Annotated in this window: 22 protein-coding genes; 9 read left to right on the plus strand and 13 right to left on the minus strand. The window is 64.4% G+C overall.

What is annotated here, in order from left to right; translation table 11 throughout:
- Nucleotides 1-8: 8 nt before the first annotated feature.
- The 3 genes from ABIA30_RS24950 to ABIA30_RS24960 are packed head-to-tail and all read left to right on the plus strand — an operon-like array spanning nucleotide 9 to nucleotide 3,648.
- On the plus strand, nucleotides 9-1,979 hold the full coding sequence (locus ABIA30_RS24950; RefSeq protein WP_370070427.1) for an acetoacetate--CoA ligase: 1,971 nt from the start codon (nucleotides 9-11) through the stop codon (nucleotides 1,977-1,979).
- On the plus strand, nucleotides 1,976-2,938 hold the full coding sequence (locus tag ABIA30_RS24955; RefSeq protein WP_370070429.1) for an LLM class flavin-dependent oxidoreductase: 963 nt from the start codon (nucleotides 1,976-1,978) through the stop codon (nucleotides 2,936-2,938). The genes ABIA30_RS24950 and ABIA30_RS24955 overlap by 4 nt, the downstream gene beginning before the upstream one ends.
- A 5-nt stretch (nucleotides 2,939-2,943) precedes the next feature.
- Complete coding sequence (locus ABIA30_RS24960) at nucleotides 2,944-3,648, plus strand: GntR family transcriptional regulator (RefSeq protein WP_370070431.1); 705 nt, start codon at nucleotides 2,944-2,946, stop codon at nucleotides 3,646-3,648.
- A gap of 130 nt (nucleotides 3,649-3,778) precedes the next feature.
- Here ABIA30_RS24960 and ABIA30_RS24965 read toward each other — a convergent pair whose 3' ends face one another.
- Together ABIA30_RS24965 and ABIA30_RS24970 are read right to left on the minus strand one after the other, a co-directional pair.
- On the minus strand, nucleotides 3,779-4,987 hold the full coding sequence (locus ABIA30_RS24965) for an acyl-CoA dehydrogenase family protein (RefSeq protein ID WP_370070433.1): 1,209 nt from the start codon (nucleotides 4,985-4,987) through the stop codon (nucleotides 3,779-3,781).
- A 17-nt stretch (nucleotides 4,988-5,004) separates the two neighbouring features.
- Nucleotides 5,005-5,580 carry an adenylate kinase gene (locus ABIA30_RS24970; protein ID WP_370070435.1) on the minus strand — a complete coding sequence of 192 codons (576 nt, stop codon included), beginning with the start codon at nucleotides 5,578-5,580 and terminating at the stop codon, nucleotides 5,005-5,007.
- 197 nt (nucleotides 5,581-5,777) lie between these two features.
- On the opposite strand from ABIA30_RS24970, the gene ABIA30_RS24975 reads away from it, so the two are divergent.
- Nucleotides 5,778-6,470 (plus strand): dienelactone hydrolase family protein, encoded by a 693-nt coding sequence (locus tag ABIA30_RS24975; protein WP_370070437.1) that lies wholly within the window; start codon nucleotides 5,778-5,780, stop codon nucleotides 6,468-6,470.
- On the opposite strand, the gene ABIA30_RS24980 is transcribed toward ABIA30_RS24975, so the two are convergent.
- Nucleotides 6,463-7,149, minus strand: a complete 687-nt coding sequence (locus ABIA30_RS24980) for a DUF998 domain-containing protein (RefSeq protein ID WP_370070439.1) — start codon at nucleotides 7,147-7,149, stop codon at nucleotides 6,463-6,465. The genes ABIA30_RS24975 and ABIA30_RS24980 overlap by 8 nt on opposite strands.
- A gap of 120 nt (nucleotides 7,150-7,269) precedes the next feature.
- Here ABIA30_RS24980 and ABIA30_RS24985 point away from each other — a divergent pair, with 120 nt between their 5' ends.
- A complete protein-coding gene (locus tag ABIA30_RS24985) occupies nucleotides 7,270-7,866 on the plus strand; it encodes a TetR/AcrR family transcriptional regulator (protein WP_370070441.1) in 597 nt (198 codons plus the stop codon).
- A 19-nt stretch (nucleotides 7,867-7,885) separates the two neighbouring features.
- Here ABIA30_RS24985 and ABIA30_RS24990 read toward each other — a convergent pair whose 3' ends face one another.
- From ABIA30_RS24990 to ABIA30_RS25025, 8 genes are all read right to left on the minus strand, one after another.
- On the minus strand, nucleotides 7,886-9,010 hold the full coding sequence (locus tag ABIA30_RS24990; RefSeq protein WP_370070443.1) for a diguanylate cyclase domain-containing protein: 1,125 nt from the start codon (nucleotides 9,008-9,010) through the stop codon (nucleotides 7,886-7,888).
- Nucleotides 9,011-9,370: 360 nt separating this feature from the next.
- Nucleotides 9,371-9,895 carry a nuclear transport factor 2 family protein gene (locus ABIA30_RS24995; RefSeq protein ID WP_370070445.1) on the minus strand — a complete coding sequence of 175 codons (525 nt, stop codon included), beginning with the start codon at nucleotides 9,893-9,895 and terminating at the stop codon, nucleotides 9,371-9,373.
- 101 nt (nucleotides 9,896-9,996) lie between these two features.
- Nucleotides 9,997-10,635 (minus strand): TetR/AcrR family transcriptional regulator, encoded by a 639-nt coding sequence (locus ABIA30_RS25000; RefSeq protein WP_370070582.1) that lies wholly within the window; start codon nucleotides 10,633-10,635, stop codon nucleotides 9,997-9,999.
- Nucleotides 10,636-10,749: 114 nt separating this feature from the next.
- On the minus strand, nucleotides 10,750-11,805 hold the full coding sequence (locus tag ABIA30_RS25005) for a DUF6670 family protein (protein ID WP_370070447.1): 1,056 nt from the start codon (nucleotides 11,803-11,805) through the stop codon (nucleotides 10,750-10,752).
- A 19-nt stretch (nucleotides 11,806-11,824) separates the two neighbouring features.
- The gene (locus ABIA30_RS25010; RefSeq protein WP_370070449.1) at nucleotides 11,825-12,658 is read right to left on the minus strand and encodes an SDR family NAD(P)-dependent oxidoreductase; all 834 of its coding nucleotides are present in this window, start codon (nucleotides 12,656-12,658) and stop codon (nucleotides 11,825-11,827) included.
- A 201-nt stretch (nucleotides 12,659-12,859) separates the two neighbouring features.
- Nucleotides 12,860-13,561 (minus strand): alpha/beta hydrolase, encoded by a 702-nt coding sequence (locus ABIA30_RS25015; RefSeq protein WP_370070451.1) that lies wholly within the window; start codon nucleotides 13,559-13,561, stop codon nucleotides 12,860-12,862.
- A 260-nt stretch (nucleotides 13,562-13,821) separates the two neighbouring features.
- The gene (locus tag ABIA30_RS25020) at nucleotides 13,822-15,042 is read right to left on the minus strand and encodes a cation:proton antiporter (protein ID WP_370070453.1); all 1,221 of its coding nucleotides are present in this window, start codon (nucleotides 15,040-15,042) and stop codon (nucleotides 13,822-13,824) included.
- Nucleotides 15,039-16,316: a PucR family transcriptional regulator gene (locus ABIA30_RS25025; RefSeq protein WP_370070455.1), complete on the minus strand. Its 1,278-nt coding sequence runs from the start codon at nucleotides 16,314-16,316 to the stop codon at nucleotides 15,039-15,041. Before ABIA30_RS25025 ends, ABIA30_RS25020 begins: the two co-directional genes overlap by 4 nt.
- Nucleotides 16,317-16,611: 295 nt before the next feature.
- On the opposite strand from ABIA30_RS25025, the gene ABIA30_RS25030 reads away from it, so the two are divergent.
- From ABIA30_RS25030 to ABIA30_RS25040, 3 genes are read left to right on the plus strand one after another with little or no spacing between them, the layout of a single operon-like run.
- Entirely contained in the window at nucleotides 16,612-17,853 is a 1,242-nt protein-coding gene (locus ABIA30_RS25030; RefSeq protein ID WP_370070457.1) for a cytochrome P450, read from the plus strand.
- Nucleotides 17,850-18,821: a 2Fe-2S iron-sulfur cluster-binding protein gene (locus tag ABIA30_RS25035; protein ID WP_370070459.1), complete on the plus strand. Its 972-nt coding sequence runs from the start codon at nucleotides 17,850-17,852 to the stop codon at nucleotides 18,819-18,821. The genes ABIA30_RS25030 and ABIA30_RS25035 overlap by 4 nt, the downstream gene beginning before the upstream one ends.
- Nucleotides 18,818-19,864 (plus strand): Rieske 2Fe-2S domain-containing protein, encoded by a 1,047-nt coding sequence (locus ABIA30_RS25040; protein ID WP_370070461.1) that lies wholly within the window; start codon nucleotides 18,818-18,820, stop codon nucleotides 19,862-19,864. The genes ABIA30_RS25035 and ABIA30_RS25040 overlap by 4 nt, the downstream gene beginning before the upstream one ends.
- Here ABIA30_RS25040 and ABIA30_RS25045 read toward each other — a convergent pair.
- On the minus strand, nucleotides 19,861-20,955 hold the full coding sequence (locus ABIA30_RS25045) for a diguanylate cyclase (RefSeq protein ID WP_370070463.1): 1,095 nt from the start codon (nucleotides 20,953-20,955) through the stop codon (nucleotides 19,861-19,863). The genes ABIA30_RS25040 and ABIA30_RS25045 overlap by 4 nt on opposite strands.
- A gap of 391 nt (nucleotides 20,956-21,346) precedes the next feature.
- On the opposite strand from ABIA30_RS25045, the gene ABIA30_RS25050 reads away from it, so the two are divergent.
- Nucleotides 21,347-22,333: a pirin family protein gene (locus tag ABIA30_RS25050; protein ID WP_370070465.1), complete on the plus strand. Its 987-nt coding sequence runs from the start codon at nucleotides 21,347-21,349 to the stop codon at nucleotides 22,331-22,333.
- Between the two features lie 76 nt (nucleotides 22,334-22,409).
- Here the strand turns inward: ABIA30_RS25050 and ABIA30_RS25055 are convergent, their stop codons facing one another.
- Nucleotides 22,410-22,613, minus strand: coding sequence for a hypothetical protein (locus ABIA30_RS25055; RefSeq protein WP_370070467.1), 204 nt, complete (start codon nucleotides 22,611-22,613; stop codon nucleotides 22,410-22,412).
- Nucleotides 22,614-22,709 lie beyond the last annotated feature (96 nt).

Here is a 22,709-nt window from a genome sequence, read left to right on the forward strand (position 1 = left end):
GCCGTGCGATGGCCGGCAAGCTAGACCCCATCTGGATACCCAGCTCCGACGACATCGCACGGGCCCGGGTGACTGCGTTCGCCGCCTTCTCCGTGAATAACTATGGTTACCAAGGTAGTTCGTACCTGGACCTGTGGCAGTGGTCGGTGGTCAATGTCGACGACTTCTGGAATGCGGTGTGGACTTACTTCGGCGTGGACTCACCGACCCCACCACGGAGTACGCATGTGGGCACGATGCCGGACGTGCGCTGGTTCGACGGTGCAGAGGTCAGCTATGTCGCCCATCTGTTCAAAGGTCGCCCGGACGACGCGGTGGCGATCGTCGACGTCCAGGAGGCTGAGGGCGACGGGCGGCGGACCCGGCAGATCACCTGGCCGCAGTTGCGCGACGAAGTCGCCACGGTGGCAGCGGAATTGACCCGACTGGGCGTTGGCCCCGGTGATCGCGTGGTCGGTTACGTGCCCAACGCCCCCGAGGCGATCGTCGGGTTCCTCGCGGCCGCGGCGGTGGGTGCGGTGTGGTCGGGATGCGGTCAGGACTACAGCGCTTCGGCGGCAGCCCAGCGGTTCGCACAGCTGGAGCCCACGGTACTGATCGCCGCAGACGGGTACCGCTACGCCGGGCGGGTACACGATCGGCGCGCCGCGGTGGCCGAGTTGGTCGCCACGCTGCCCACTGTCACGGCAACTCTGATGTTCGAGCGAGTCGGTGTCGGGGCCCGTCCTGCCGGCGTGATGGCCTGGCCTGCAACCGAACCCGGACGCGACCTACAGCCTTTGTATGTGCCGTCCGATCACCCGCTCTGGGTCTTGTTCTCGTCAGGTACCACCGGCCGCCCCAAGGGCATCGTCCACAGCACCGGCGGCGTCCTGCTGGAGCACCTCAAGTCGATGGGGCTGGCACTCGACCTCGGTCCGGACGACACGTTCTTCTGGTACACCTCGCCGAGCTGGATGGTGTGGAACTACCTGGTGTCGGCCCTGTTGGTGGGCGCGCGCGTCGTGTGCTTCGACGGAAGTCCCACCCATCCGTCGCCGGACACCGTCTGGTCGATCTGCGCTGAGCACAAGGTCACTCTGCTGGGCACCAGCCCGGCCCATCTGAAGGCTTGCGCCGCAGCAGAATTGCGGCCCGGCCAGGACCACGACCTGTCGGCGCTCCGGTCGATCGGCTCGTCCGGGTCGATTCTGCCTGCGGCCGCCTACCACTACGTCGCCGAACATATCGGGTCCCGGATACGACTCAACTCCACCACCGGGGGTACCGACATCGTCAGTTCGTTCGCCGGATCGGGACCTACCACGGCGGTCTGGCCCGGCTACCTCTCGGCGCCGGCACTGGGCGTCGCGCTGGAATCCTGGGATACCGCCGGCCGCCCGGTGCGCAACGAGGTCGGCGAACTGGTGGTCACCGCTCCCATGCCGTCGATGCCGATCTACTTCTGGGGCGATAGCGACGGAAGACGTTACCGCAGTGCATATTTCGATGACTATCCGGGGATTTGGCGGCACGGCGACTGGATCACCATCAACGACGAACACGCGGTGATGGTGCACGGCCGATCCGACGCCACGCTGAACCGCAACGGTGTCCGGATGGGCAGCGCGGACATCTACCAGGCCCTGGAAGCGGTGTCGGCCGTAGCTGAGAGCCTGGTGGTGGGGGTCGAGCAGACGGGCGGAGCATATTGGATGCCGCTGTTCGTAGCGCTGGTAGACGGCGCTGTGCTCGATGATGACCTGCGTTCGGCGATCCGCACCGCCATCCGTGACGGCGCGTCTCCGCGTCACCTGCCCGATGACATCATCCAGATCGCCGCGGTGCCACATACGTTGACCGGCAAGAAGTTAGAGGTGCCGGTCAAGCGCATCCTGCTCGGCCAACGTCCCGCCGAGGTCGTCGACCTTGGTGCCGTGGACCGGCCGGACGTGCTCGTCGCGATTGCCGAACTGACTGGCGCAAGGAGTCCATCATGACCGTCAGCGTGCTCGTTCCGACCACCGGACCGTGGAGTGAGGTCGCCGGTTACGCCGCGCTCGCTGATGAATTGGGCTACGAGTCGGTGAACTGCAGTCACATCAGTGCCCGTGACTCGTTCACCACGCTGGCCGCCCTCGCCGTCAGCGCGCCGCACGTTCGGCTCGGCACTGCCGTCGCTCCGCTCTACCATCGCTCACCTGCATCCATGGCCCAGACCGGCGCTACGGTGGATGACTTGTCCGGCGGCCGATTCCGACTCGGCCTGGGCACCGGGCACCGAATCACGATGGGGCAGTGGCACGGCGCGGAAATCGGCAAGCCCCTGGCCGAGATGCGGGAGTACGTCGGGGTGGTGCGGACACTGTGGTCAGGCCAGACCGCGACCGACGGCCAACGCTGGCGTTCGGAGTTCGGGTTCGTCGGCTTCACCCCGCGCCCTGACATCCCGATCTACCTCGCAGCCCTGAGCCGCAGCATGATTCGGCTCGCCGCGGAGATCGCCGACGGCATCGTGCTATGGGCCTGCCCGTCCAGCTATGTCCGCGATGTCGTGGTGCCCGAGATCGCCGAGGTCCGCCGTGCTGCGGGTCTGGACATCGACGGGTTCGACATACTCGCCGCGGTGCCGGCCGCGGCCACCGACGATGTCGACACCGCAATGACCGGTGTTCGTGATGAACTACACCGCTACTTCGGGTTGCCGTTCTATCGAGCGATGTTCCAGGCCGCTGGCTACGACGACGATATCGCCGCGTACGATGCCGCCGAAGACCGTGCGGCACAACTGAATGCGATCAGCGAGCGATTCATCTTAGATCTGTGCGCCATCGGCGACAACCAGACCGTCGCACAGGTTCTGCAGCGGTACCGGCAGGCCGGCGCGAGCAACCCGATGATCACGCAGATCCGCGGAACCGATTTCCTGCCAACGCTGCACGCGGCCGCCGAACAGTAGATGCAATGAGCAATCCTCAGGTGACACGTGGCGGACAGGTCTACCACGTCATGCGTTACGAGCTGCTGAACGGTAGCCCGCAGCCAGGGCAGAAACTGCGCATGGTGCAGCTCGCCGAGCGTTTCGGTGTCAGCCAATCGGTGATCCGGGAGGTGCTGACCCGGCTCGGCGAACAGGGGTTGGTGACAGCGACTCCGCAACGTGGCTTTCGGGTACGGGAGCTGTCGGTGGCAGACATCACCGGGCTCACCGAGTCACGAGTTGAAATCGAGACATTCGCATTGCGACTGGCGATCGAACGCGGCGACGTCCAGTGGGAAGCCGGAGTCATCACGGCTTTTCACATGTTGGAGCGGGTTCCTCTCGACCAGGATTCGGTACTTGTCAATGACGAGTGGGTACGTCGTCATCGTGAGTTCCACAGCGCCCTCACCATCGGCTGCAAGAACGACTGTCTGCAGAACGTCGTTCTGGAACTGCGTGACAGCGCCGAACTGTACCGCCAATGGTATTGGGCCCTGGCCGGTGACGAGTACCACGACCTGTTGAACGACCACCGCGAGCTGAAGGACCTGACTCTAGCTCGGGATGGCACGGCCGCAGTCGGCGCGTTGACCGCGCACATCGCCCGTGCGCCACGGCAACTGGTCGCCTACGCGCACCGGCACCATCTCGATGACCTCAATTGCCCACCGCTATCGGTCATTTGACCGCGCTTGCGCAGGACGCCCCGGATGAAGGTACACACATCCGATGATTGACATGTCGCCACGTGAGCACATCGCCGCACCCGTACGTGAACCCGAACCAATGTCGGCCCGTCACACCGGGGCCGGCGAGCTAAGCGAATGCGCCCTTGCCGGTGATCTCTCGGCCCACGATCAGGGATTGAATTTCGGCAGTTCCTTCGTAGGTCACCAGGGCTTCCATGTCACACAGGTGCCGCATGACGTGGAAGTCCAGGGTTATGCCGTTGCCGCCCAGCACATCTCGGGCCAGGCGGCACACGTGCCGGGCCTTGACGCTGCAGAAGTACTTGGCCAGGGCGGCCATGGTGTCGGTGATCTCGCCGGCATCGAGCAGTTGTGCCATTCGGATGCAGTAGAGCTGCATGGCGGTGACCTCGCCGAGCATCTCCACCAGTTGCGACTGGATTATCTGGGTGTTGGCGATCGGCTTGTTGAACTGGATCCGCTTCTGGGCGTAGGTGAGTGCGATCTCGTACGCGGCGACCGCGTGTCCGGTCGAGGCCCAGGCCACCATGTTGCGGGTACCCATCAGCACCTTGGCCACGTCGGGGAAGCCGTTGCAGTTGACCAGGCGACGGTCGTCGGGGATCCGGATGTTGTCCAGGACGATGTCGGCGTTCTGCACCATGCGCAGGGAGACTTTGCCGGCGATCTTGGTGGCGCTGTACCCGGGATCGTCCTTCTCGACGACGAAGGCTTTGACCTTGCCATCAGCGGTGTCCCTGGCGAACACCACGATGATGTCGCACCATACGGCATTACCGGGCCAGCGCTTCTTGCCATTGATCACCCAATGATCGCCGTCCCGCGTTGCGGTGGATTCCAGTGCGACAGAGTCGGATCCGTGATCGGGCTCGGTGAGGGCGAAGGCCCCGATCCGCTCGAGTTCGGCCATCGCCGGCAGCCAGCGCTGCCGCTGTTCCTCTGACCCCAGGACATAGATCGACTGCATGGCCAACCCGACGTGGACACCCATGAACGTCCCGATGCTGCCGTCGATCCGATTGAGTTCGTAAGACACCAGGCCCTGGCCGATGGCCGTCATCGGGGTGACGCCATAGCCCTTCATCGAGTCGCCGACGATCCGCAGCTCACGTAGCTTCGGCAGCACTTCGAACGGAAACTCGGCCCGCTCCCAGTAGTCGTTGACGATCGGCAGCAGCTCGCGTTCGCCGAAGTCCCTGACCTTGTGCAGCAGCGCGGCTTCCTCCTCAGTGAGGAGCGTTTGCATGTACAGATGGTCAGTCCCGCGTGAGTGGGCGATGCCCTCGGCGAGGTCGGCGGTGGTGCGGTCGGTCATCGGTCGTCTCCTCCGGGTCACTGTGGATTCAGGCCGAGGCGACCGCGGAGATCGGCCTGTACCTCGTCGGGCGGGGGTGCGGCGTCGACCTCGATGAGGATGCCGCGATCGCGATAGAACTGGACCACGGGCAAGGTCTGGGTCTCGAACACCTGTAGGCGGTGGCCGATCACTTCGGCGGTGTCGTCGCTGCGCCCCTCCTGTGCCGCGCGGTCCAGCAGGCGCCCGGTGACGACGTCATGGGAAGCGGTCAGGTAGACGGCGGCGTCGGCCGGAATGCCTTTGCCCGCACCGAGTTCGGCGGCGCGGTGTGCTTGGGGCAGCGTCCGCGGGAAACCGTCGAGCAGGAAGCCGCCGGTCTCGCGCTGTGCGGTCTCGATGACCGGGACGAGCATCTCGAGCAGGACGTCGTCCGGCACCAGCTCACCCCGAGAGGTGTAGCCCTCCAAGCGGTGACCGAGTTCGGTCCCGGCAGCGATTTCTGCGCGCAGCACGTCACCCGATGAGATGTGCCGGACCCCGGTGGCGGCGGACAGCAGCGAGGCCTGGGTTCCTTTCCCGGCGCCGGGTAACGACAGCAGGATCAATCGCATCGGGCTCACCTTGCTGTGATGTGCATTGTGGCCTGTAACTCTTCTCGGCGGGGGCCGTGCGGGCAATGTGACGAGCTACAACGTTCCCTCCGTAATGGTGTTGCCCTCGACAGTGATGGGCGACTCTTGCCCGAGGGCCGGTACAAGGAATAGCGTCGCGACGTGTGCCCAGCCACTGCGGAAGGCGGCATGAGTCCATGACCGATATCGACATCGAGACACCCGAAGGCAAGATCGGTGGGGTTCTTGAGGTCCCGTCCGGAACGGGCCCGTGGCCGGGGGTCGTCGTCATTCACGACGCGTTCGGGCTTCGCGCTCCGCACCGGGAGGTGGCGCGGCGAATCGCCGACCACGGCTACTTGGCTGTGGTGCCGGACCTGTTCGCCCGCGGTGGTGCAATCCGTTGCATGCGAACGGTGATGAGTGAGCTGATGGCTTATACCGGCCGCTCCTTCACTGACATCGCAGCGGCGCGTGCGCTACTGGCTGCGCGTCCTGACTGCACCGGTGCGATCGGTATCGCCGGGTTCTGCATGGGGGGAGGGTTTGCGCTGGTGGCCTCCACCAAAGGATTCGGAGCGTCCGCGCCGTTCTATCCGCCGCCGTTGCAGAGCAAATACGCCGAAATCCTCGAGGGCGCCTGCCCGATGGTCGCCAGCTTCGGCGAGCGTGATCCGCTCAATCGCGGCAGCGGTCAGCGTCTGCAAGAAGTGCTGAACGACAAGAACATTCCCTGCGACGTCAAGACCTACCCGCACGCCGGCCACAGTTTTGCCGACCGCGCTCCGTTGCAGGCGCTGTCGCGCATCATCGGGTTCGGCGAGAACGAAGCAGCCTCCGCCGACGCCTGGGAGCGGGTATTCGCATTCTTCGATCAGCACCTCAGCTGACAGTGCGCCTGGCTGCGGCGAGTGGGTGCGGGGACCACTGATAGATCTGCCCGCACGCGAACGCCAGCCAGGTCCATTCGCAGATGACGGCGAGCCATAGCAGCGCGATACCGACCGGGTGGTGAGCCAGTGCCACACCACCGGCGAACCCGCCGAGTATGCCGCCGGCCAGGGTGAGGCTCGCTGCGCCGCGGGCAGGTTGTCCCACTGTGCGACTCCATAACGCGTGCGCCACTGCTGCGCCGGCAATCGTGACGAATTGTATTGCCCCACATATCAGATGCAGCATCCCGCTCGCGGTGGGTGTGCTGGAGGCCGCGCCAGGCGGAAAACCGTTGACTGGGTCCGGGACAAATATGGCGCCGACGATGAGCGCGGCTCCGGCGGTGATGACCAGCGCTCCCACTGTGAGGCCACGCCCACTGCGTATCGCGCGCAGCGTACCGACCCCGGCGGCGATCACCATGAGTCCGCACAGCACGAAATTGGCCCGCTGGATCCATCCCAGGTGACCGAGCATCAACAACGAGAGGGCGTGGCGGGTGAAGTCGAAACCTGGTCGCGTAGATCCGAGAACCACGCCGACGACGAGGTAAAAGGGCCCGGCGACGACTCCCCAGCCCAGCAGGCTGCGGGTGACCGCTGCATTTCGATCGAGGGCCGGCTGTGGGTCGGACATCGCAACTCCTGCACTCATGAGTGCATTAGTGCACTCGTGCGTACACTAGCCACGCAGTGTCGGCGACGCAAGAGCATGGCCAGGGAAGGCGGAATGTCAACGGACGGCGAGGATCCCAGGGTGACCCGGTCGCGGTCGCTGATTCTTGATGCGGCCGCGGCAGTGTTCCTCGAACTTGGCTATCAGGGTGCGACGGTTGACCAGGTGGCAGAGCGCGCCGGGGTCGTCAAGCGCACCATCTACAACTTGTACGGCGATAAGGCAGCACTCTTCCGGGCGACGATCCTGAGATCGATCTCCATCGCCGAGCGATTCAGCGCAGATCTCGCCACCGACGTGCGTGCAGTCGCCGACCCGTTGGCCGAGCTGCCGGGGATCGCGATCCGTCTGGCAGAGGCTGTGTTGGGCACCAGGGTGTTGCCGTTGCGTCGCTTGCTGGTGATGGAATCGTCGCGGTTCCCGGATCTGGTTGCGGAGTATCGGGACCGCGCTCCCGAAGCGGTCATGCGAGCGCTGGCCGAGTTGTTCGGCGACCTCGCCGACCGTGGTCTGCTGTGCCTCGCCGATCCGTCGCTGGCGGCAGAACATTTCGCCTTCTTGGTCATGGGTGCCGATCTCGATCGGGGCATGTTCTTCCCGGGTGGTGCCCCGACGCAGATCAAGGAGCGCGCCGTCGCGGGCGCGGCGGCATTCTTGCGTGCCTACGCGGGCAGCTGATCTACGTGCCAGCCGTGCGTCACCGCCCGGTGCTCCGCACCCGCTTCGCGTGGTAGAGCTCATGGTCGGCGGCGGCCAGGAGGTCGGTGAACTTCATGCCCGGGACAGCTGCTGCGATGCCGAACGAGGTGGTGGTCGATTCCGCACCAAGAAGATCACCTGATCTGGCGCGGACCAGGCTCTCGCGCACTCGCCCGGCAACCACCAGAGCATCGTGAGGTGGACCGGTCAGGTACAGCGCGAACTCATCGCCGCCGAGTCGACCGACGACGTCGTTCGCACCCACGGCCTCGCTCAGCAGCGCGCCGAAACGTCTCAGCAGCTCGTCGCCCGCAGTGTGTCCGTAGTGATCGTTGACCGACTTGAAGTCGTCGAGATCGAACACGACGAAACTCGACGGTATGTATCGGGCTGGCTCAAGAAGCAATTCCACTTTCGTCTGAAAGCCACGGCGATTCAGTAGGCCGGTGAGTACATCGGTATCGCGTTCGTCGCGCAATTTGTCGATTGCTCCCCATATTTCCTGAACGGCCAGCGTGGCAACCATGGACACAATGAAACCGGCGAAGAACATGGTGAAGGGTGGGGTGAATACGGCGAAGCTCGAGTTTCTGCCGCTGTTCAGTTCGGCCATATCCAGGCCGAACCAGCCGCGCGCCAGAAAATAACCGACGCCGCCGAGTAAGAGCAGGCCCATCAGCCGGTCTCCGCGACGCCCGTTGGTCAGCATTCGACCGTGAAAGACGCCGCAGGCTGCCACCAGCGCTGTGGTCGCGTCCTGCAGGCGTACCTCCCAGCGCAGACCCTGATGAGTCACCGCCAGAATCAGGACGCCGGCCACGCCCAGGGCGGCCGCGGTCAATGTCGAAGCCCTACCTGGTCTGCGGCCCGCCCGGCGGGTCAGCCCTTCGATGAACAGCAGCGCCCCGCCGACGAGCAGCAACGCATTGATCGCGAGTCGATATTCGATAGCAACAGGAAGTGAATTTGCTGCCATGGCCAGTGTGGCGCAGGCGGATGCCGAACCGATGTACGCCAGATAGGGATGTCGGCGTTCGATGACCCACAGGCCGTACGTGGCCGCCGTGGTCAGCGCCAGTGCGCACCAGATGACCTCGGTCCATACCGTGGATTCGCCGGTCATCGTCCTGCAACACCTCACCTCATGCCGCGGTGATTGTAAGCCCGTCGGACAGGGCTGGCTATCCCGTGACGGCCCACGATGCCCACGCTGATGTGCATTGGCGATCACTTGACGATGGTCCGATTTATCGGACAAATAGTTAGCCATAAATTCAATCAGCTACTAGAAAATTACAAGGAATTCGCTGCGTTGAATACCCGGGTATCCGCGAAGGTGCCCATCTAATCGCGAGATCATGTCGGCAGCTCGACCTTTGCTGGCCGGTTCGGGCCGACTAGTTCGTCGGCCCGACAGTCGCTGGTGGGTAGTGGTGACGAATTCGGCGATGGCAGCCTGCCGAAACGCTGGCGACCGGGCCGGCTATAGCCGGCCGGTTAGGTGGGAGTAGAAATCGGGCGTGGCGTCTACTCGCAGTCGGGTCAGAGCCCGCCTGCTGATCAACCAGCGGCCATCGACGCACCGATACTCTTCGTGGTAGTGGCCGTAGCCGTGTAGATGCTCCTCATGATCGCCGTTGGTCCACCACAGGTGGTCCTCCATGGCCCAGACGCCCCGAGCCGTGGTGTCCGAGGTCAGCTCGATCTGCGGGGTATGGCCGTGATGGACCGTCGTGATGGACACCGAGCCATCCAAAAGTGACCGAATCGCCGAAGTCAGCCGGTCCCGACCGATCACCACGTTCTCGCTGCCCGTGACGGGACGATTCCCACCAGGCAATCCACGCCATGAGTCGCTGACCACATCCTCGGTATGGAAGTCGCCGTAGTGATCCCAGTCTTTGGTGTCCATGCACAGCAGCCGCCCGGCGAACACGTTCTTGATCGCCTCGATGGCCAACAGTTGTTCAGCTGCCGACTGCGTCACGCGGGAATCTGAATGGGGCATGATTCGAACCATCGCACCGCGCCGTTATCGCGATCCCTCGCCTTCCCGTTGCGCGGGAAGACCGCTCAGATCGGCGAAATGGACAGTGCCATTGGGAATTACTAGGACCCGGAGGTAGGTGCGGCGCGCTTTCGCTTCCCGGGCGAATCATGCGGCGCCTGGCCGGCCATGGCCGCCAATATGCGGCGTGCCCGCGCCGCCATCGCCGCGGCGGATTCGGCCGGATGCCGCCGCCACCACAACATCAGGCCGGACACCATGTGCTCCCACACGACAGTGGCGGCGCCGAGATCAGACTGGTCGGTCAGGCCCAGGGCTCCGAGGGAGCGCGACACTGCACTGAATGCCTGCTCCCGCAGCATGGTTCGCTGGCGTCGGGCGGCGTCACGTGCCGGTCCATCCGGGACCGAACGATCGAACAGCACGTGCCAATCGCCGGGGCGATTTTCGAACGTCGCGAAGATCGCGGCCAGCACCGGTTCGCCCGCCGCGACTCCGGAGCCGGTCAGATGGTCCGGCGTGGTCAACGCGTCGGCGACCGCTTCGGCTACCTGGGCTCCGAGCCGCGTCACACACGCGACGTACACCGACTCCTTGGACCCGAAGTAACTGATGATCAGGGTTTTCGACACTCCGACGTGGGCGGCGATCGAGGCCAGGGATGCACCCGCATAGGTGGCCTTGCTGAACTCCGCGATGGCGGCAACAACGATCAGCTGCTCGCGTTCACTACGTGGCACGCCCTTTGTACCGGTTTTACGGTTGACGGCGCGCGTGGTCACCGCCCAAGCCTAGACGCCTGCCTGCGGTGCCATCACGGACTTCGTCTCATCGGTATTTACCCACTGCGCCAATCATATTGGTTGGACGTCGATCCACTCCAGATACGCGCTGCCGGACACTGCCGCGGATCGCCACGTCCCGGTGTACGAGTAGGCGGCGACGTATCCGGGGCCGTGGCCGAGGCGCCAGGGCGAGTCGACGGTGCCCTCCACTGCCAGAATTTCGCGGCCGCCGTCGCGCACCGTCCACCGGATCTTGTGGGGGCATCGCATTGTGTTACCGCGGTCGTCGACCATCGGATCGCCGTACTCGGTCACGGTGAAGTCGACATCGGGGTAGACCTCGGTCTCGGCGCCGAGGACTCGTACATGCGCAAGCCTGCAGGCGATCCGGCCGCGTGCGCGGACCTCGGTCAACAGCACCTGGGTCTGTTCGTCGATGTTGATGATCTGGTACGTGAAGAAGTCCAACGGCAACTTCAGTCGCGCGGGCATGGGACGCCGTAAAAGTCCTTGGAGTGTCCGAATTCTCGCGTATTCGAAGGTTGCCAGGCCATGGACCGCTGTGCCGTCGACGACTCCGCGGTAGGGGGCGAGCAGGCTCAGATGGTCATAGATCGGAGTCTTCACGAAGTAGGAAACCTGATCTGTCACAGCCAGTTTGAGATCGACGGAGAACTGGGGGTAGCAGCCTCGGACCCGAACCTCGGGCAACGCGACGTCGATGGACAGATCGTCGGCCCAGCGCAATTGCGCACCGTCGTCGCTGAACGAGCAGTCGGTCTGCATGTCGTACGCCCGGTAGAAGCGTTGATCGCCCTTCGCGGTCGAGGAGAACACGGTGGCGGTGTTGCGTGCGTCGGGGGCAGCCAGATGGTCGAGGTCGAATAGTTCGGTGCCCGAGGCGCCGAGCAAGGTCATGGTGTTGACATATCTGAGTGGAGCAGGCAGATCGGGGACGAAGACTCCGAAATGCGTAGTCGCCCAGGTATGTGACTGCGCGTGGGGTTTCATGATGTCGGCGGCGTCGAACGGCCGGCGCGACCAGGGCAGGCGCCGGTCGAGCATCGGCAGTACACCGTCGATGACGGCGTACGACAGTGCGCGGGAGATCGGATGCTTCATCATCGGGGTCCCATCTGAGTGCTCAGGTGATTGACGCAATAGCGCGGTCGGTGGCGATGGGCGAGATCCAGTCGATGGCCGGCAGCACCCGGCGTAACACTGCCGCACTGACCTCGACCGGCTGATGGGTGATCGCGCGCACGATCCACCGGCCGGCTTCCTGCGCCGACAGGGCACCGGCCCCGGCGTATTCCGCTGTCGGGGCGATCATCTCGGTGCGAACCAGCGGGAAGTACACGTTCGTTGCACGCACCCCGGGATGTGGTTGTTCAGCGTTGAGGCTGCGGCCGAAGATCGCCAATGCGTTTTTCGACGCCGCGTAGGCGGAAAAGCGCGGAAAAGTGTTGGCGTGCAGGCCCCAGGTGCAGACGTTGACGATCTGACCTTGGCCGCGCTCGACCATCCCGGGCAGCAGCCCCAACGTCAGCTGAACCGCGGAGAAATAGTTCAGTGCCATGGTCCGCTGGTAGTCGTGCAGCCTGTCGGAGGCATCGATAACGCGCCGGCGGATGGAATGCCCCGCATTGTTGACCAGGACGTCCACCCGCTCGTCGACGAGCTCCTGCAGTAGTTGGTCAATCGCGTCTTCGTCGGCCAGATCGCAAGTGCGCCATCGGCATCCAGTTTCGGTGGCCAATGAACGCAGTTCCTCCTCGCGGCGGGCGATGCCGATGACCCGGGCGCCTTGAGCGCACAATTGGGTGACCGCCTCGCGGCCGATGCCGGCCGATGCGCCGGTGACGACCACCGTCAAGCCGCTGACATCGCGGCCCCGTCCCGACAGCGCCGACTCAACCCACTCGGGTAGCAGGGTTCGGCGCTGCATCAACCCCTCGACGGTGCGGCGAACAGACATGGCTCCTCCTCGGATCGTGGTTCGACCAGGGCGGCGCCGTGCATCGGCGCGTCGAACATCACTGATATTACCACTCGGTTAATTCGCTGGCGGTCGTGTGCCGCGTGTAGACCGCCGCCGATCATGCCGGCTATATCGAAGGCGCCATCGAGGCCGGTAATCGTGCTGCGCGGGAAATCATCTCGGCGCTGTAGCCCCTATCTAGGAGCCTGAAGCGAGGTCCGTCCGGGCGGTGTCGATGAGGTCGGCAACGGCCACCGGTTGCGAGGCCAATGACGCATGGCTGGCATCGAGTTCGATGACCTTCCGTGGGTTGATCCGTTGCGCCATTCGTCGCTCGTTGTCCGGGTGAATCATCCGGTCTTGGGTAGATACCTGGTACCAGGAGGGCTTGGCCTTCCAGGCCGGCGCGGTCACGGCATCGCCGAATGTCGATGCCAGTGGCGCCTTCTGCGTCACGGCCATGACGAGCGCTTCGTCGGACGACAGGTCCTGGGCGAAGCTTTCGTGGAACTTGTCCTGCTTGACCCAGAGGTGGCCGTCGGAATCGGGGCTGAGGTTGGCGGCCGCGGCAGGGGGGAGTTGCTCGGTGATCTGGCCGGGGCTCTCGCCGGCATCAGGCGCGAACGCGGCCACGAAGACCAGGCCGATCACGTTGGGGAGATCGCCGGCTTCGGTGATGACCGCGCCGCCGTACGAGTGCCCGACCAAGAGCACGGGACCGTCGATCTGCTTGACCATCTGCCGGGTACGTGCGGCGTCGTCGCGCAGTGAGGTCAACGGATTCTCGACCGCGTGCAGGCTGTCATAACCGCGCCGGTGCAGCTCGACGATCACGTTGGCCCAGTGCGCGGCTCCTCCCCAGAACCCATGAACGAGTACTACTGCTGGATAGTCGGGCATGTCGTTCCCCCTCCGTTCCCGAGCGTCCCAGACACCCGGCTTGAACCCGACCGCCGCGCGGCTGTCGTGACCATATTGGACAACCCCGGGCGAGGCTGACGACGGGAAATCCGGATTTGTTTGCTGATTGGACACCTGGTCGAGGTTCGGTATGTCGACTACGTCAAGACGATCGCGCACACGTCCAGCACGGCGTTCACGCGCGTGAGGGGTGTTCCCCGGCGGAATTCGCCAAGCGAGGATGATTCCGCCGCAACGGCTTACGGTACTTTCGAGGTGTCGACGCTAGCGGGGAGTGGGTAGCACCGCAGCCCGAGCGGGACGGTCAGGCCGTGTCCGAGGAGGCTGAGTGTGACAGCCACGACGGCGACCTCGACGATCAGCGACGTCTGTTGGATTTCGCCGCTGCGCAGTACCAGAAGCGCGGTGACCAGGGTGCCGATTCCGCGCGGGCCGAACCATCCGATGAACAACGTGTCGCGTCGCGGCAGCCCGGTGCCTGCTAGCGCCAATCCGACTGCAGCGATGCGGATTACGAAGACCGCGACGATCGCGAAGATCAATACCCGCCAATCTGCGTGACCGAAAGCGGGCACAACGGCGAACCCACCGAAGGTCGCGAACACCAACAGTTCAAGGAGCTCCGCTGCGGCGTCGGACACCTGCATGCTCTCCGGTTGGTGGCCGTGCTGCGATACGACGAATGTATACGCCAGCCCGCCGGCGAAAGCCGCGACGAATCCGCTGCCGTGCAGGTGCTCGCCGACCTCAAAGCAAGCCAATGCCATTGTCGGCGTTGCCAACTGGGTCCACGTGTCAGTCATCCAGGACCGGCGTCGGGCGTAGGCCATGACAGCCGCCCCGACTGCTCCGATGGCGACACCGGCGACCGTCGAGACACCTTCGGTGCGCACCAGAAAACCGATCCACCGTCCGGCTACGTGGTCAGTCTGTTCGGAAGCCATGGCCAACGCCACCAGGAGCGCCGCCAAGGCCAGCCCGTCGTAGAAGCCGCTTTCCACCGAGAAGGCGTGACGCACCTGCTCAGGAATTCGGCGGTCCTGCACCAGCGCCTCGATCAGCGCGACTTCGGTCGGGGCGACGATCACGGCGAGGCATACCGCCTCGAACAGCGGCAGCGCCGGTAACAGCAGGTGCGCGGCCAGCGTGCCGAGCGCGACTGTGACCGGAAAACCGACGAGGAGCAGTCGCCGTGCCACGTAGGGGCGGCGAAAGGTCGCCCGCAGATTCAGTGTGGTGGCTTGATTGAAGAGCATGATCGTCAGCGCCATCTGTGCCAGCACGGTGAATGTCGCCGAATGCGCGTCGGTGGTCAACCAACCCAGCCCGTAAGGCCCCACCAGGATTCCGCATGCGACGAATATCAATGCCGGCGCGACCCGCGCCCGGATGATCAGACCGGAGACGACGGCGTAGCACAGCACGAGGACGGTCAGGACAAAGGTGGTCTGCGTGCTCATTGCGGTGCATCTTGGCACTGCAAGAGTCGCTCGCCGAACTGGCTGCACAACAGCAGTGCCACCTCGACATCGAGTCGGTCGTCGTCGATGGGTCGACCGCGCCGCTCGATCGCGCGATGGACCCGGTACTTGACCGAATTGGTGTGTAGATGCTGCTCCTCGGCAGCGGCCTTGTAGCTCGAACCCGACCGCAGAAACGCATAAAGGGTTTCCCGCAGTCGCTCGTCGCTGTCTGTCGGGCCGGCCAGTGGGCCCAACACCTCCCGGGTCCACACGGCCGCCGCGTCGATATCCGAACCGACCAGCGCTGACAGTGAGATGCCATGGTCGCTGAAGGCGGTGAATTGGCGTTGGGCAAGGTTTGAAGCGACGGCCACCGCGCGAGCGTCGAGTGCGTGCCGGTGCGAGTGGCGGAAGCCGTCAGCTCCCTGTAGCGGCGTGCCGACGGCGACATAGATGCCTTCGGCCGGTGCCACGTCGCGGATTCGTGCCGCCGCCTCGTCGACGATGTCCGCCGGTACCGTGATCCAGGCCCAAGCCGTGACGCGGTCGACCGAGATGAACAGCGGCGCATCGGGACTGGCGATGACCTCGGCATACTTGTGCACCTGCCGCTCCATAGCGGCGAGTTTGTCCTCGGGCTCGACGCACCACAGCACCACCGCAAGGTGAACCCGCCGCAGCGGGTAACGGATCGTGGTCGTCATGGCATCCAGGTCCATCTCCCCGCCTGCGAGCAGTTCGCGAACTTTGGCCGTGCGCAAGCTGTTTCGGGTCTCCAGCCACCGTTCCCTGGCCTGCTGATAGACCACAACGACCGCCTGCGACACCTGGTCGATATAGCCGAACGACACCGTCGACATCACGTCGAAGAGATCCAGACTCAGCTGGGGGTCCAGAGCTGCGGCCCGGATCTCTTCCAGGATGGCTTTCAGCGCGCCTTGGTGGCCGAGCCGATATGCCCGGACCAGGGCATTGGCCGAGACGTCACGCTGGGCCAGCCGGCGAGCGTATTCGATCGCCGCCGTCGGGACCTGGACGAATTCGACCGGGATGCCATGACGGATGGCGGAGAAGAAGGTGTCGATGTTGGCTTCGACGGTATCGGCCAGCAACTGCTGTAGCTGTTCTTCACCGCGAAGCTCGGCGATATCCGCCATCACCAGTTGCTGCACCGACTTGGTGATGTCGGGGAGCCGGGCATCGAGCCGCGCAATGATCTCCACCGCCGCGCGCCCGATTGCGCCGCCATCGTCCGCCCCGATCTCTGCCATGTGCAAACCGTAGAGCCTTGTCTCCCGGAGACGTCGGTATCCCACTTTTTTCGTCGATCGCGGACGTCGTTTGCCAGCGGGGGTCTCCGTAGCGTTCCTCGCATCAGCCAATCCAGTCCGACGAAAGGCCTTCCGGATGTCCTCGATGATTCTAGAATTCGTTTTGCTCATGTCCATCGGAATGTGGCCGTTGGTGCTGGTGATCAGCGCGAGCATCTGCCGCCAGATCCTCGGTGCTCGTCGTCCTGCATTCGCCCGGTAAAACCCACCGCCCCAACCGATTTAGGACATTCAGATGACCACGATGAACGACCTCGACCTGACCTCCGTCGACCTGGCGGACCCCGCGGTATGGGAGGCGGGACCGCCATACGAATTGTTCGCTCGGATGCAGCGCGAGGCGCCTGTGCACCACAGCCCGCAGCGCAGCGCGCCCGGTGAAGGTGGCTTCTGGTCCATCACTCGCTACGACGACGTGCGCGCCGTCAGCCGCGACCACCGGACGTACTCGTCGGAGAAGCGCGGCATCTTCAGCGTCGACGACATCGGGGTCCCGCTGGATGTGCAGCGGCTCCAGTTGATCTCCATGGATCCGCCCCGCCATGACCGGCTCAAGGCCCTCGTGATCAAGGCTTTCACCCCAGAACGCGTTGCTGCGCACGAGGACGCGATCAAGCAGATCATCAGCGGCGTGCTCGACAGCGTTGCCGACAAGGAGCGGTTCGACCTGGTTGCCGATGTGGCCCGCCCGGTCCCGGCCCGCGTCATCGGCTCGATGCTCGGCACGCCGCCTCAGGACGACGAACGACTGGTGCACTGGACCAACGTGTTCAGCGCGTTCGAGGACCCCGAGATCCGCGCCCAATGGGATGACGCCGGAGCCATCGTGCTGGAAATCATCGCGTACCTCAACGAGCAGATCGAGCAGCGGCGCGTAACTCCGCGGGACGACCTGATCACCGCGGTGATGAACGCCGAGGTGGATGGCGAGAAGCTCACCGAGCTGGAAATGGCCACCTTCTTCGCCCTGCTGATGACCGCGGGCAACGACTCGACCCGTGCCACCTACAGCGCCACCATGCTGGCCCTCATGCAGAATCCCGACCAGCTCGCCCTGCTGCGGGAGAACCCCGACAAGTACATCGAAGCGACCGTTGAAGAAGGGCTGCGCTGTTTCCCGGCCTTCGCCTTCATGGCCCGCGCCGCGACCGCGGACATCGAGCTCAACGGTGTGACGATCAAAGAGGGCGACCGACTCTTGCTGTGGTACATCGCCTCCAACCGCGACGAGACCGCATTCGAGAACCCACATAAGTTCGACATCACCCGGGAGGGACTGGCGGACAAGCATCAGGCCTTCGGCGGCCGCGGCAAGCACTTCTGCCTCGGCGCCAACCTGGCCCGCCTGGAGCTCAAGCACTGGATCCTGCAGACGCTGGAACGCTTCCCGGACCTCGAACTCGACGGCGAACCGACACGGGTGCGCGCGCTGTTCCTCAACCAGTTCAAGTCCATTCCGGTGCGGCGGACGACATGAGCAAGCCGGCCTTTCGCGAAGTCGAGCTCGACCTGGAGGTCGTGTCTCGCGTCGAATCGGCCGACGGTGTCGTCACGCTGACGCTGGCCGATCCGTCTGGGGCAGAACTGCCGGAGTGGACGCCGGGCGCACATATCGACCTGGTGATGACGCCGGAGCTGGTGCGCCAGTACTCACTGTGCGGTGACACCACCGATCGGTTGCGGTGGCAGGTCGGCGTCCTGCTGGATCCCAACAGTCGCGGCGGATCGGAATTCGTCCACAACAAGCTGTATCCGGGCACGGCGATCCGAGTTCGGGGTCCGCGCAACCACTTTGCGTTGGCCGGCGCACCGCGGTACCAGTTCATCGCCGGCGGAATCGGCATCACGCCGATGCTGCCCATGATCGCCGCCGCCGAAGCGACCGGCGCGGACTGGCGGCTGCTCTACGGTGGCCGTACTCGGTCCGGGATGGCTTATCTCGACGAGCTGCAGCGCCATGGTGAACGGGTCGAGGTGTGTCCACGTGACGAGGGCGCGACATTCCGGGACAGCCTGCAAACCGTTCTGTCCCAGCCTGATTCGGATACCCTGGTGTACTGCTGCGGGCCCGAGGGGTTGTTGACCGCCGTCGAGGAGGCGTGTCGGCAATGGCCCGAGGGCAGTTTGCATCTGGAGCGGTTCTCCGCCAAAGAAGCCGAGGCCACCGAAGGGGAGTTGGCGACGTTCGACGTCGAGTGCCAGCGTTCGGGCGTCACTTTGACTGTGCCACTGGGCAAGACGATCTACGAGGTAGCCGAGGGAGCCGGCCTGGACGTGCTCGGTTCGTGTATGGAGGGCGTCTGCGGTACCTGCGAATGCGATGTCCTGGAGGGCACGCCAGATCACCGTGACTCGGTACTCAACGAAGCCGAACGCACCCGCGGAGACACCATCATGATCTGCGTGTCACGTTCGAAGTCCGAAAGGCTGGTGCTGGACCTATGAGCGGCAATCGTGTTCGGCCCAACTACCCGTTCAATTGCTGGTATGTCGCCGCCTACGGCGAGGAATTGACCACCGATCTGCAGGGACGCCGGCTGCTGGGCATGCCGGTGCTGCTGTACCGCACCGCCGACGGCACGCCGGTCGCGATGGAGGATCGCTGCGCCCACCGGGCCCACCCACTGTCCGATGGCCGGCGCGATGGAGACCTGGTGCGATGCGGCTATCACGGCCTGGCCTACGACCCAACCGGCTGCCTGGTCGACGTCCCGTCGCAAGACAGCCCGCCGCAGGGTGTGCGGCTACGCACCTATCCGCTGACCGAGCAGGACGGGTTCATCTGGATCTGGTTGGGGGAGCCGGGAGCCGCGACATTGCGCACACCTCCGCGCATCCCGTGGTTGGCCGACGGCGGCGGCTGGACCGGCACCCGCGAAGTTCTGCACGTCGAGGCGAATTACTTACTGCTGCACGAGCATTACCTCGATCTGACCAGCGTCTTCACCATGCACCCCGATGTAGTGCCACCCGACATCGACGTGCTGCCGCCGTTGGACGAGGTCGAGGTGTCGGAACGCTCGGTCACCTACTTCCGTAAGACGCCGCCCAGCCGGCTGGCCGAATGGGAAGTCGAGATGACCGGACTGCCCGCCGCCACGTTGGGCATCCGTCGCGAAGAGGGGACGTTCGTATCGCCCGCGCTTCACGTCCAGCGGTATGTCATCGAACCCGACGGGGATCGTCCGCGCCAATTGCTACGGATCCAGGCCTTCACCCCCGAATCACCGGGCGCGACGACCGTCTACCTGCAGATGTCGCGAGATTTCGCCACAGACGACGAGGTGACGAGCGAATTTTTGGCCACCATGTTCCACGACTGGGCAGAGCGAGACGCCGTCACGCTGGAGACGGTCCAGCGCCGTCAGGCCGAAGACCTCAAACCGCGGCGCGATATCAACATCAAGGCGGATCGCGCAGCGCTGCGGGCGCGACGCATCGCGCTCGACATGGTCGCTGACGAGTCGCGCAGCTCGGCATCCCGCTAATCCGATTCCCGGCGTTCGGGTATGGCGCGGGCATGCTGGATCCGGTCGCCACCGGCACGTTTGGCCGTGTACATCTGCTGGTCGGCGGCACCCACCAGGTCATCCAGGGCAGCTTCGGCGGCGAAATCGCCGACGTGCGCCAACGCCGTTGTGGCGATGCCGACGCTGGCGGTGATCGGGTAGGGCGTACCGGAGATCGCCACGCGCAGGCGCTCGGCGGCGGAGGTCTGGTCGGGCCGGTTGGTGGTGTCGGCAACCAGGAATTCGTCGCCACCGCTGCGCCCGATCACCGCGGTGTCCCGGGTATGCGATCGCAAGATTTCGGCCACGGCGGTCAGGGCGCGGTCGCCGATCGGATGCCCGAGGGTGTCGTTGAGGAGTTTGAACCCGTCGAGGTCGATCACCATGACCATCAGGTAGGTGTCGGTACCGCGTCGCCGGTTGATCAACTCCTGGGCTTTGATGATGAACGCGCGCCGGTTCAGTACCAGCGTGAGTGGGTCGGAGTCGGCCTGTAAGAGGTCGATGCCCAGGCTGCGGACGATGATCTGGATGCTGGCCGGCACCGTCACGGTGAGTGCCAGCACCAACCACATGGCACACAATCCCTCGATGAGTCGATCTGACTGGGCCAGCCGGACAGCTTCCACCGTTGCCACGACCATTGCCGATTGGAAGTTGTAGACCGCGCTGGGCGCAGTGTGCGCGAACGCGATATAGCTGGCCGGCATCACGAACGCCGTACAGAACAAGATCGCCACCGACGGATCGCTGCACGACAATGCCCCGCCGCCGATGCAGGTTGTGATGCCGATGGCGAAGATGACGGATTGTCGTCGGTTGGGCGTGCCGACCACCCACATCAACCCGAGCAGGATCCCGGCAGCGCTCGCGATGACCGACACCAGCCGGGGCAGGTCGCCTTGTGCGCCTTGAGGCGTTGCCAACATGGCGACCGGAATCAGGGCAGTCAGGACCGTCATGCTGGCAATCACCGTGCGCACCAGGCCAGACAGTCCCCGGGTGGTCAGGTACGCCATGATCCAGTCGTAGTGGTCGGCCTGACGCCACCACCGCTGCAACCATTGCACGGCAACCCCTCCCCAAGGTTCGTATTCGACTGTCAACGATGACGAATACCGTGCCGATATCTAATATCCCCGACGGTAAATTTGCTGTAGCAGGACAACACTACATGTTTTCCCTGGTTGCCGGAGTGTGATTTTGCCTCGGAACGGCTCGCTGATTCGTATCTTGACATGCAATCAACAGGGAATATCGGCGAGGTGGCCCGTTGGCGAGGTGGATATCCGATCGGCTGACTGTGATCCCGCCGGGTCGGCCGAGGTGATTGCTGTAACTGGTCTTATGTGTACGAAAAAGCCCAACTCGGGTCGTTGGTCGGCCGTTGGCGAGGATCTGGGCCCGGCGTGGTGGACGCCAATTCGGAATTAATCGGACCATAGTCCGGTTAAGTCTCATATGCCTGCTATTACTGCCGACACTTTGAATCTGCCGCGGATCGCGGCAGCCACCCCCTCCGACACCGAGCGCCCCGTGCGTTCCATCACCACTGGCCCGCGTGGCTATGAAGGTGAGGGCTTCCCGGTGGTGCGTGCCTTCGCCGGCGTCAGCGCGGCCGAACTCGATCCCTTCGTGCACATGGACCAGATGGGTGAGGTCGACTACGAACCCGGCCAGCCCAAGGGCACCGACTGGCACCCGCACCGCGGCTTCGAGACCGTGACCTACATGCTCGATGGCCGCTTCGCCCACCAGGATTCGCACGGAGGCGGAGGTCTGATCACCGACGGCGCCACCCAGTGGATGACTGCCGGTTCGGGCATCCTGCACATCGAAACGCCGCCCGCCGAATTGGTCGAGAGCGGCGGCCTGTTCCACGGCATTCAGCTGTGGGTCAACCTGCCGCGCAAGGACAAGTTCGCCGACCCGCGGTATCAGGCCATCGAGGCCGGCCAGGTCAAGCTGCTGTCATCGCAGGACGGTGGCGCGTTGGTCCGGGTCATCGCCGGCGAGCTGGACACCGAAGCTGGGATCCAGCACGGACCCGGAGCGACGTATACGCCGATCACCATGGCGCACGCGACAATTGAACCCGGTGCTCAGCTGAACTTGCCCTGGGATCGGCAGTCCAATGCGTTGGTGTACGTGCTGTCGGGCCAGGGTGCCGTCGGTCCGGTCGGTCACCCGATCCACCAGGGGCAGCTGGCCGTGCTGGGTCCGGGTGATCGGATCACGGTCACAGCAGCCGGAACTCAGGATTCGAATCGTCCGGCTCTGGAAGTCTTGCTGTTGGGTGGGCGGCCGATACGTGAACCGGTCTTCCACTACGGTCCGTTCGTGATGAACTCGAAGTCCGAGCTGATCGAGGCCTTCGACGATTTCCAGGCGGGTAAGTTCGGCCAGATTCCGCCAGATGCCCTGAGGCCGCACACCGTTCGGAACTAGCGAAAGCCCTTGCACAAGCAGTTGAGCCGCCTCGTCGTGGACGAGGCGGCTCAATTCGGTGTTGGTGCGAGAACGGTCACAAGCGGTACATTTCGCGCTGCATGGCCGCTTCCTCGAACATCGGCTCGCGGTGGCCCGGGTAGAAGGGTTTCTTGGTGCGCCTCGGGCGGGATTGCCGCCGCTGGTTCGCGTCGGCGATGGCGGCCATCAATGCCCGCCATCGACTGCCAATGTTGCTGTGCGGTATGGGAATTGCCCATCCCATGACGGCGCCGGTCATGACCGGCCGATTCCTGGTGTGATCATGGTCCAAAAGTACGAAACGGGACGGGTGTGCCACATCGTGCCGCGGGGTGATCTCGGAGTCCTACCACGG

The sequence above is a fragment of the Mycobacterium sp. MAA66 genome (assembly GCF_041261665.1).
Lineage (GTDB): Bacteria > Actinomycetota > Actinomycetes > Mycobacteriales > Mycobacteriaceae > Mycobacterium.

Excerpts from the sequence above, each read along its gene's own strand:
- ABIA30_RS24995 (WP_370070445.1), bottom strand. The coding sequence starts at position 9,895 with ATGCCCCATTCAGATTCCCGCGTGACGCAGTCGGCAGCTGAACAACTG.
- ABIA30_RS25005 (WP_370070447.1), bottom strand. The coding sequence starts at position 11,805 with ATGATGAAGCATCCGATCTCCCGCGCACTGTCGTACGCCGTCATCGAC.
- ABIA30_RS25015 (WP_370070451.1), bottom strand. The coding sequence starts at position 13,561 with ATGCCCGACTATCCAGCAGTAGTACTCGTTCATGGGTTCTGGGGAGGA.
- ABIA30_RS24970 (WP_370070435.1), bottom strand. The coding sequence starts at position 5,580 with ATGCGATTGATCCTGCTGTCGTTACCCGGCGCCGGGAAAGGAACCCAG.
- ABIA30_RS24955 (WP_370070429.1), top strand. The coding sequence starts at position 1,976 with ATGACCGTCAGCGTGCTCGTTCCGACCACCGGACCGTGGAGTGAGGTC.
- ABIA30_RS25020 (WP_370070453.1), bottom strand. The coding sequence starts at position 15,042 with ATGAGCACGCAGACCACCTTTGTCCTGACCGTCCTCGTGCTGTGCTAC.
- ABIA30_RS25055 (WP_370070467.1), bottom strand. The coding sequence starts at position 22,613 with ATGACCGGCGCCGTCATGGGATGGGCAATTCCCATACCGCACAGCAAC.
- ABIA30_RS24965 (WP_370070433.1), bottom strand. The coding sequence starts at position 4,987 with ATGACCGACCGCACCACCGCCGACCTCGCCGAGGGCATCGCCCACTCA.
- ABIA30_RS24975 (WP_370070437.1), top strand. The coding sequence starts at position 5,778 with ATGACCGATATCGACATCGAGACACCCGAAGGCAAGATCGGTGGGGTT.
- ABIA30_RS25050 (WP_370070465.1), top strand. The coding sequence starts at position 21,347 with ATGCCTGCTATTACTGCCGACACTTTGAATCTGCCGCGGATCGCGGCA.
- ABIA30_RS25010 (WP_370070449.1), bottom strand. The coding sequence starts at position 12,658 with ATGTCTGTTCGCCGCACCGTCGAGGGGTTGATGCAGCGCCGAACCCTG.
- ABIA30_RS24980 (WP_370070439.1), bottom strand. The coding sequence starts at position 7,149 with ATGTCCGACCCACAGCCGGCCCTCGATCGAAATGCAGCGGTCACCCGC.
- ABIA30_RS24990 (WP_370070443.1), bottom strand. The coding sequence starts at position 9,010 with ATGACCGGCGAATCCACGGTATGGACCGAGGTCATCTGGTGCGCACTG.
- ABIA30_RS24950 (WP_370070427.1), top strand. The coding sequence starts at position 9 with ATGGCCGGCAAGCTAGACCCCATCTGGATACCCAGCTCCGACGACATC.
- ABIA30_RS25030 (WP_370070457.1), top strand. The coding sequence starts at position 16,612 with ATGACCACGATGAACGACCTCGACCTGACCTCCGTCGACCTGGCGGAC.
- ABIA30_RS25025 (WP_370070455.1), bottom strand. The coding sequence starts at position 16,316 with ATGGCAGAGATCGGGGCGGACGATGGCGGCGCAATCGGGCGCGCGGCG.
- ABIA30_RS25035 (WP_370070459.1), top strand. The coding sequence starts at position 17,850 with ATGAGCAAGCCGGCCTTTCGCGAAGTCGAGCTCGACCTGGAGGTCGTG.
- ABIA30_RS24960 (WP_370070431.1), top strand. The coding sequence starts at position 2,944 with ATGAGCAATCCTCAGGTGACACGTGGCGGACAGGTCTACCACGTCATG.
- ABIA30_RS25040 (WP_370070461.1), top strand. The coding sequence starts at position 18,818 with ATGAGCGGCAATCGTGTTCGGCCCAACTACCCGTTCAATTGCTGGTAT.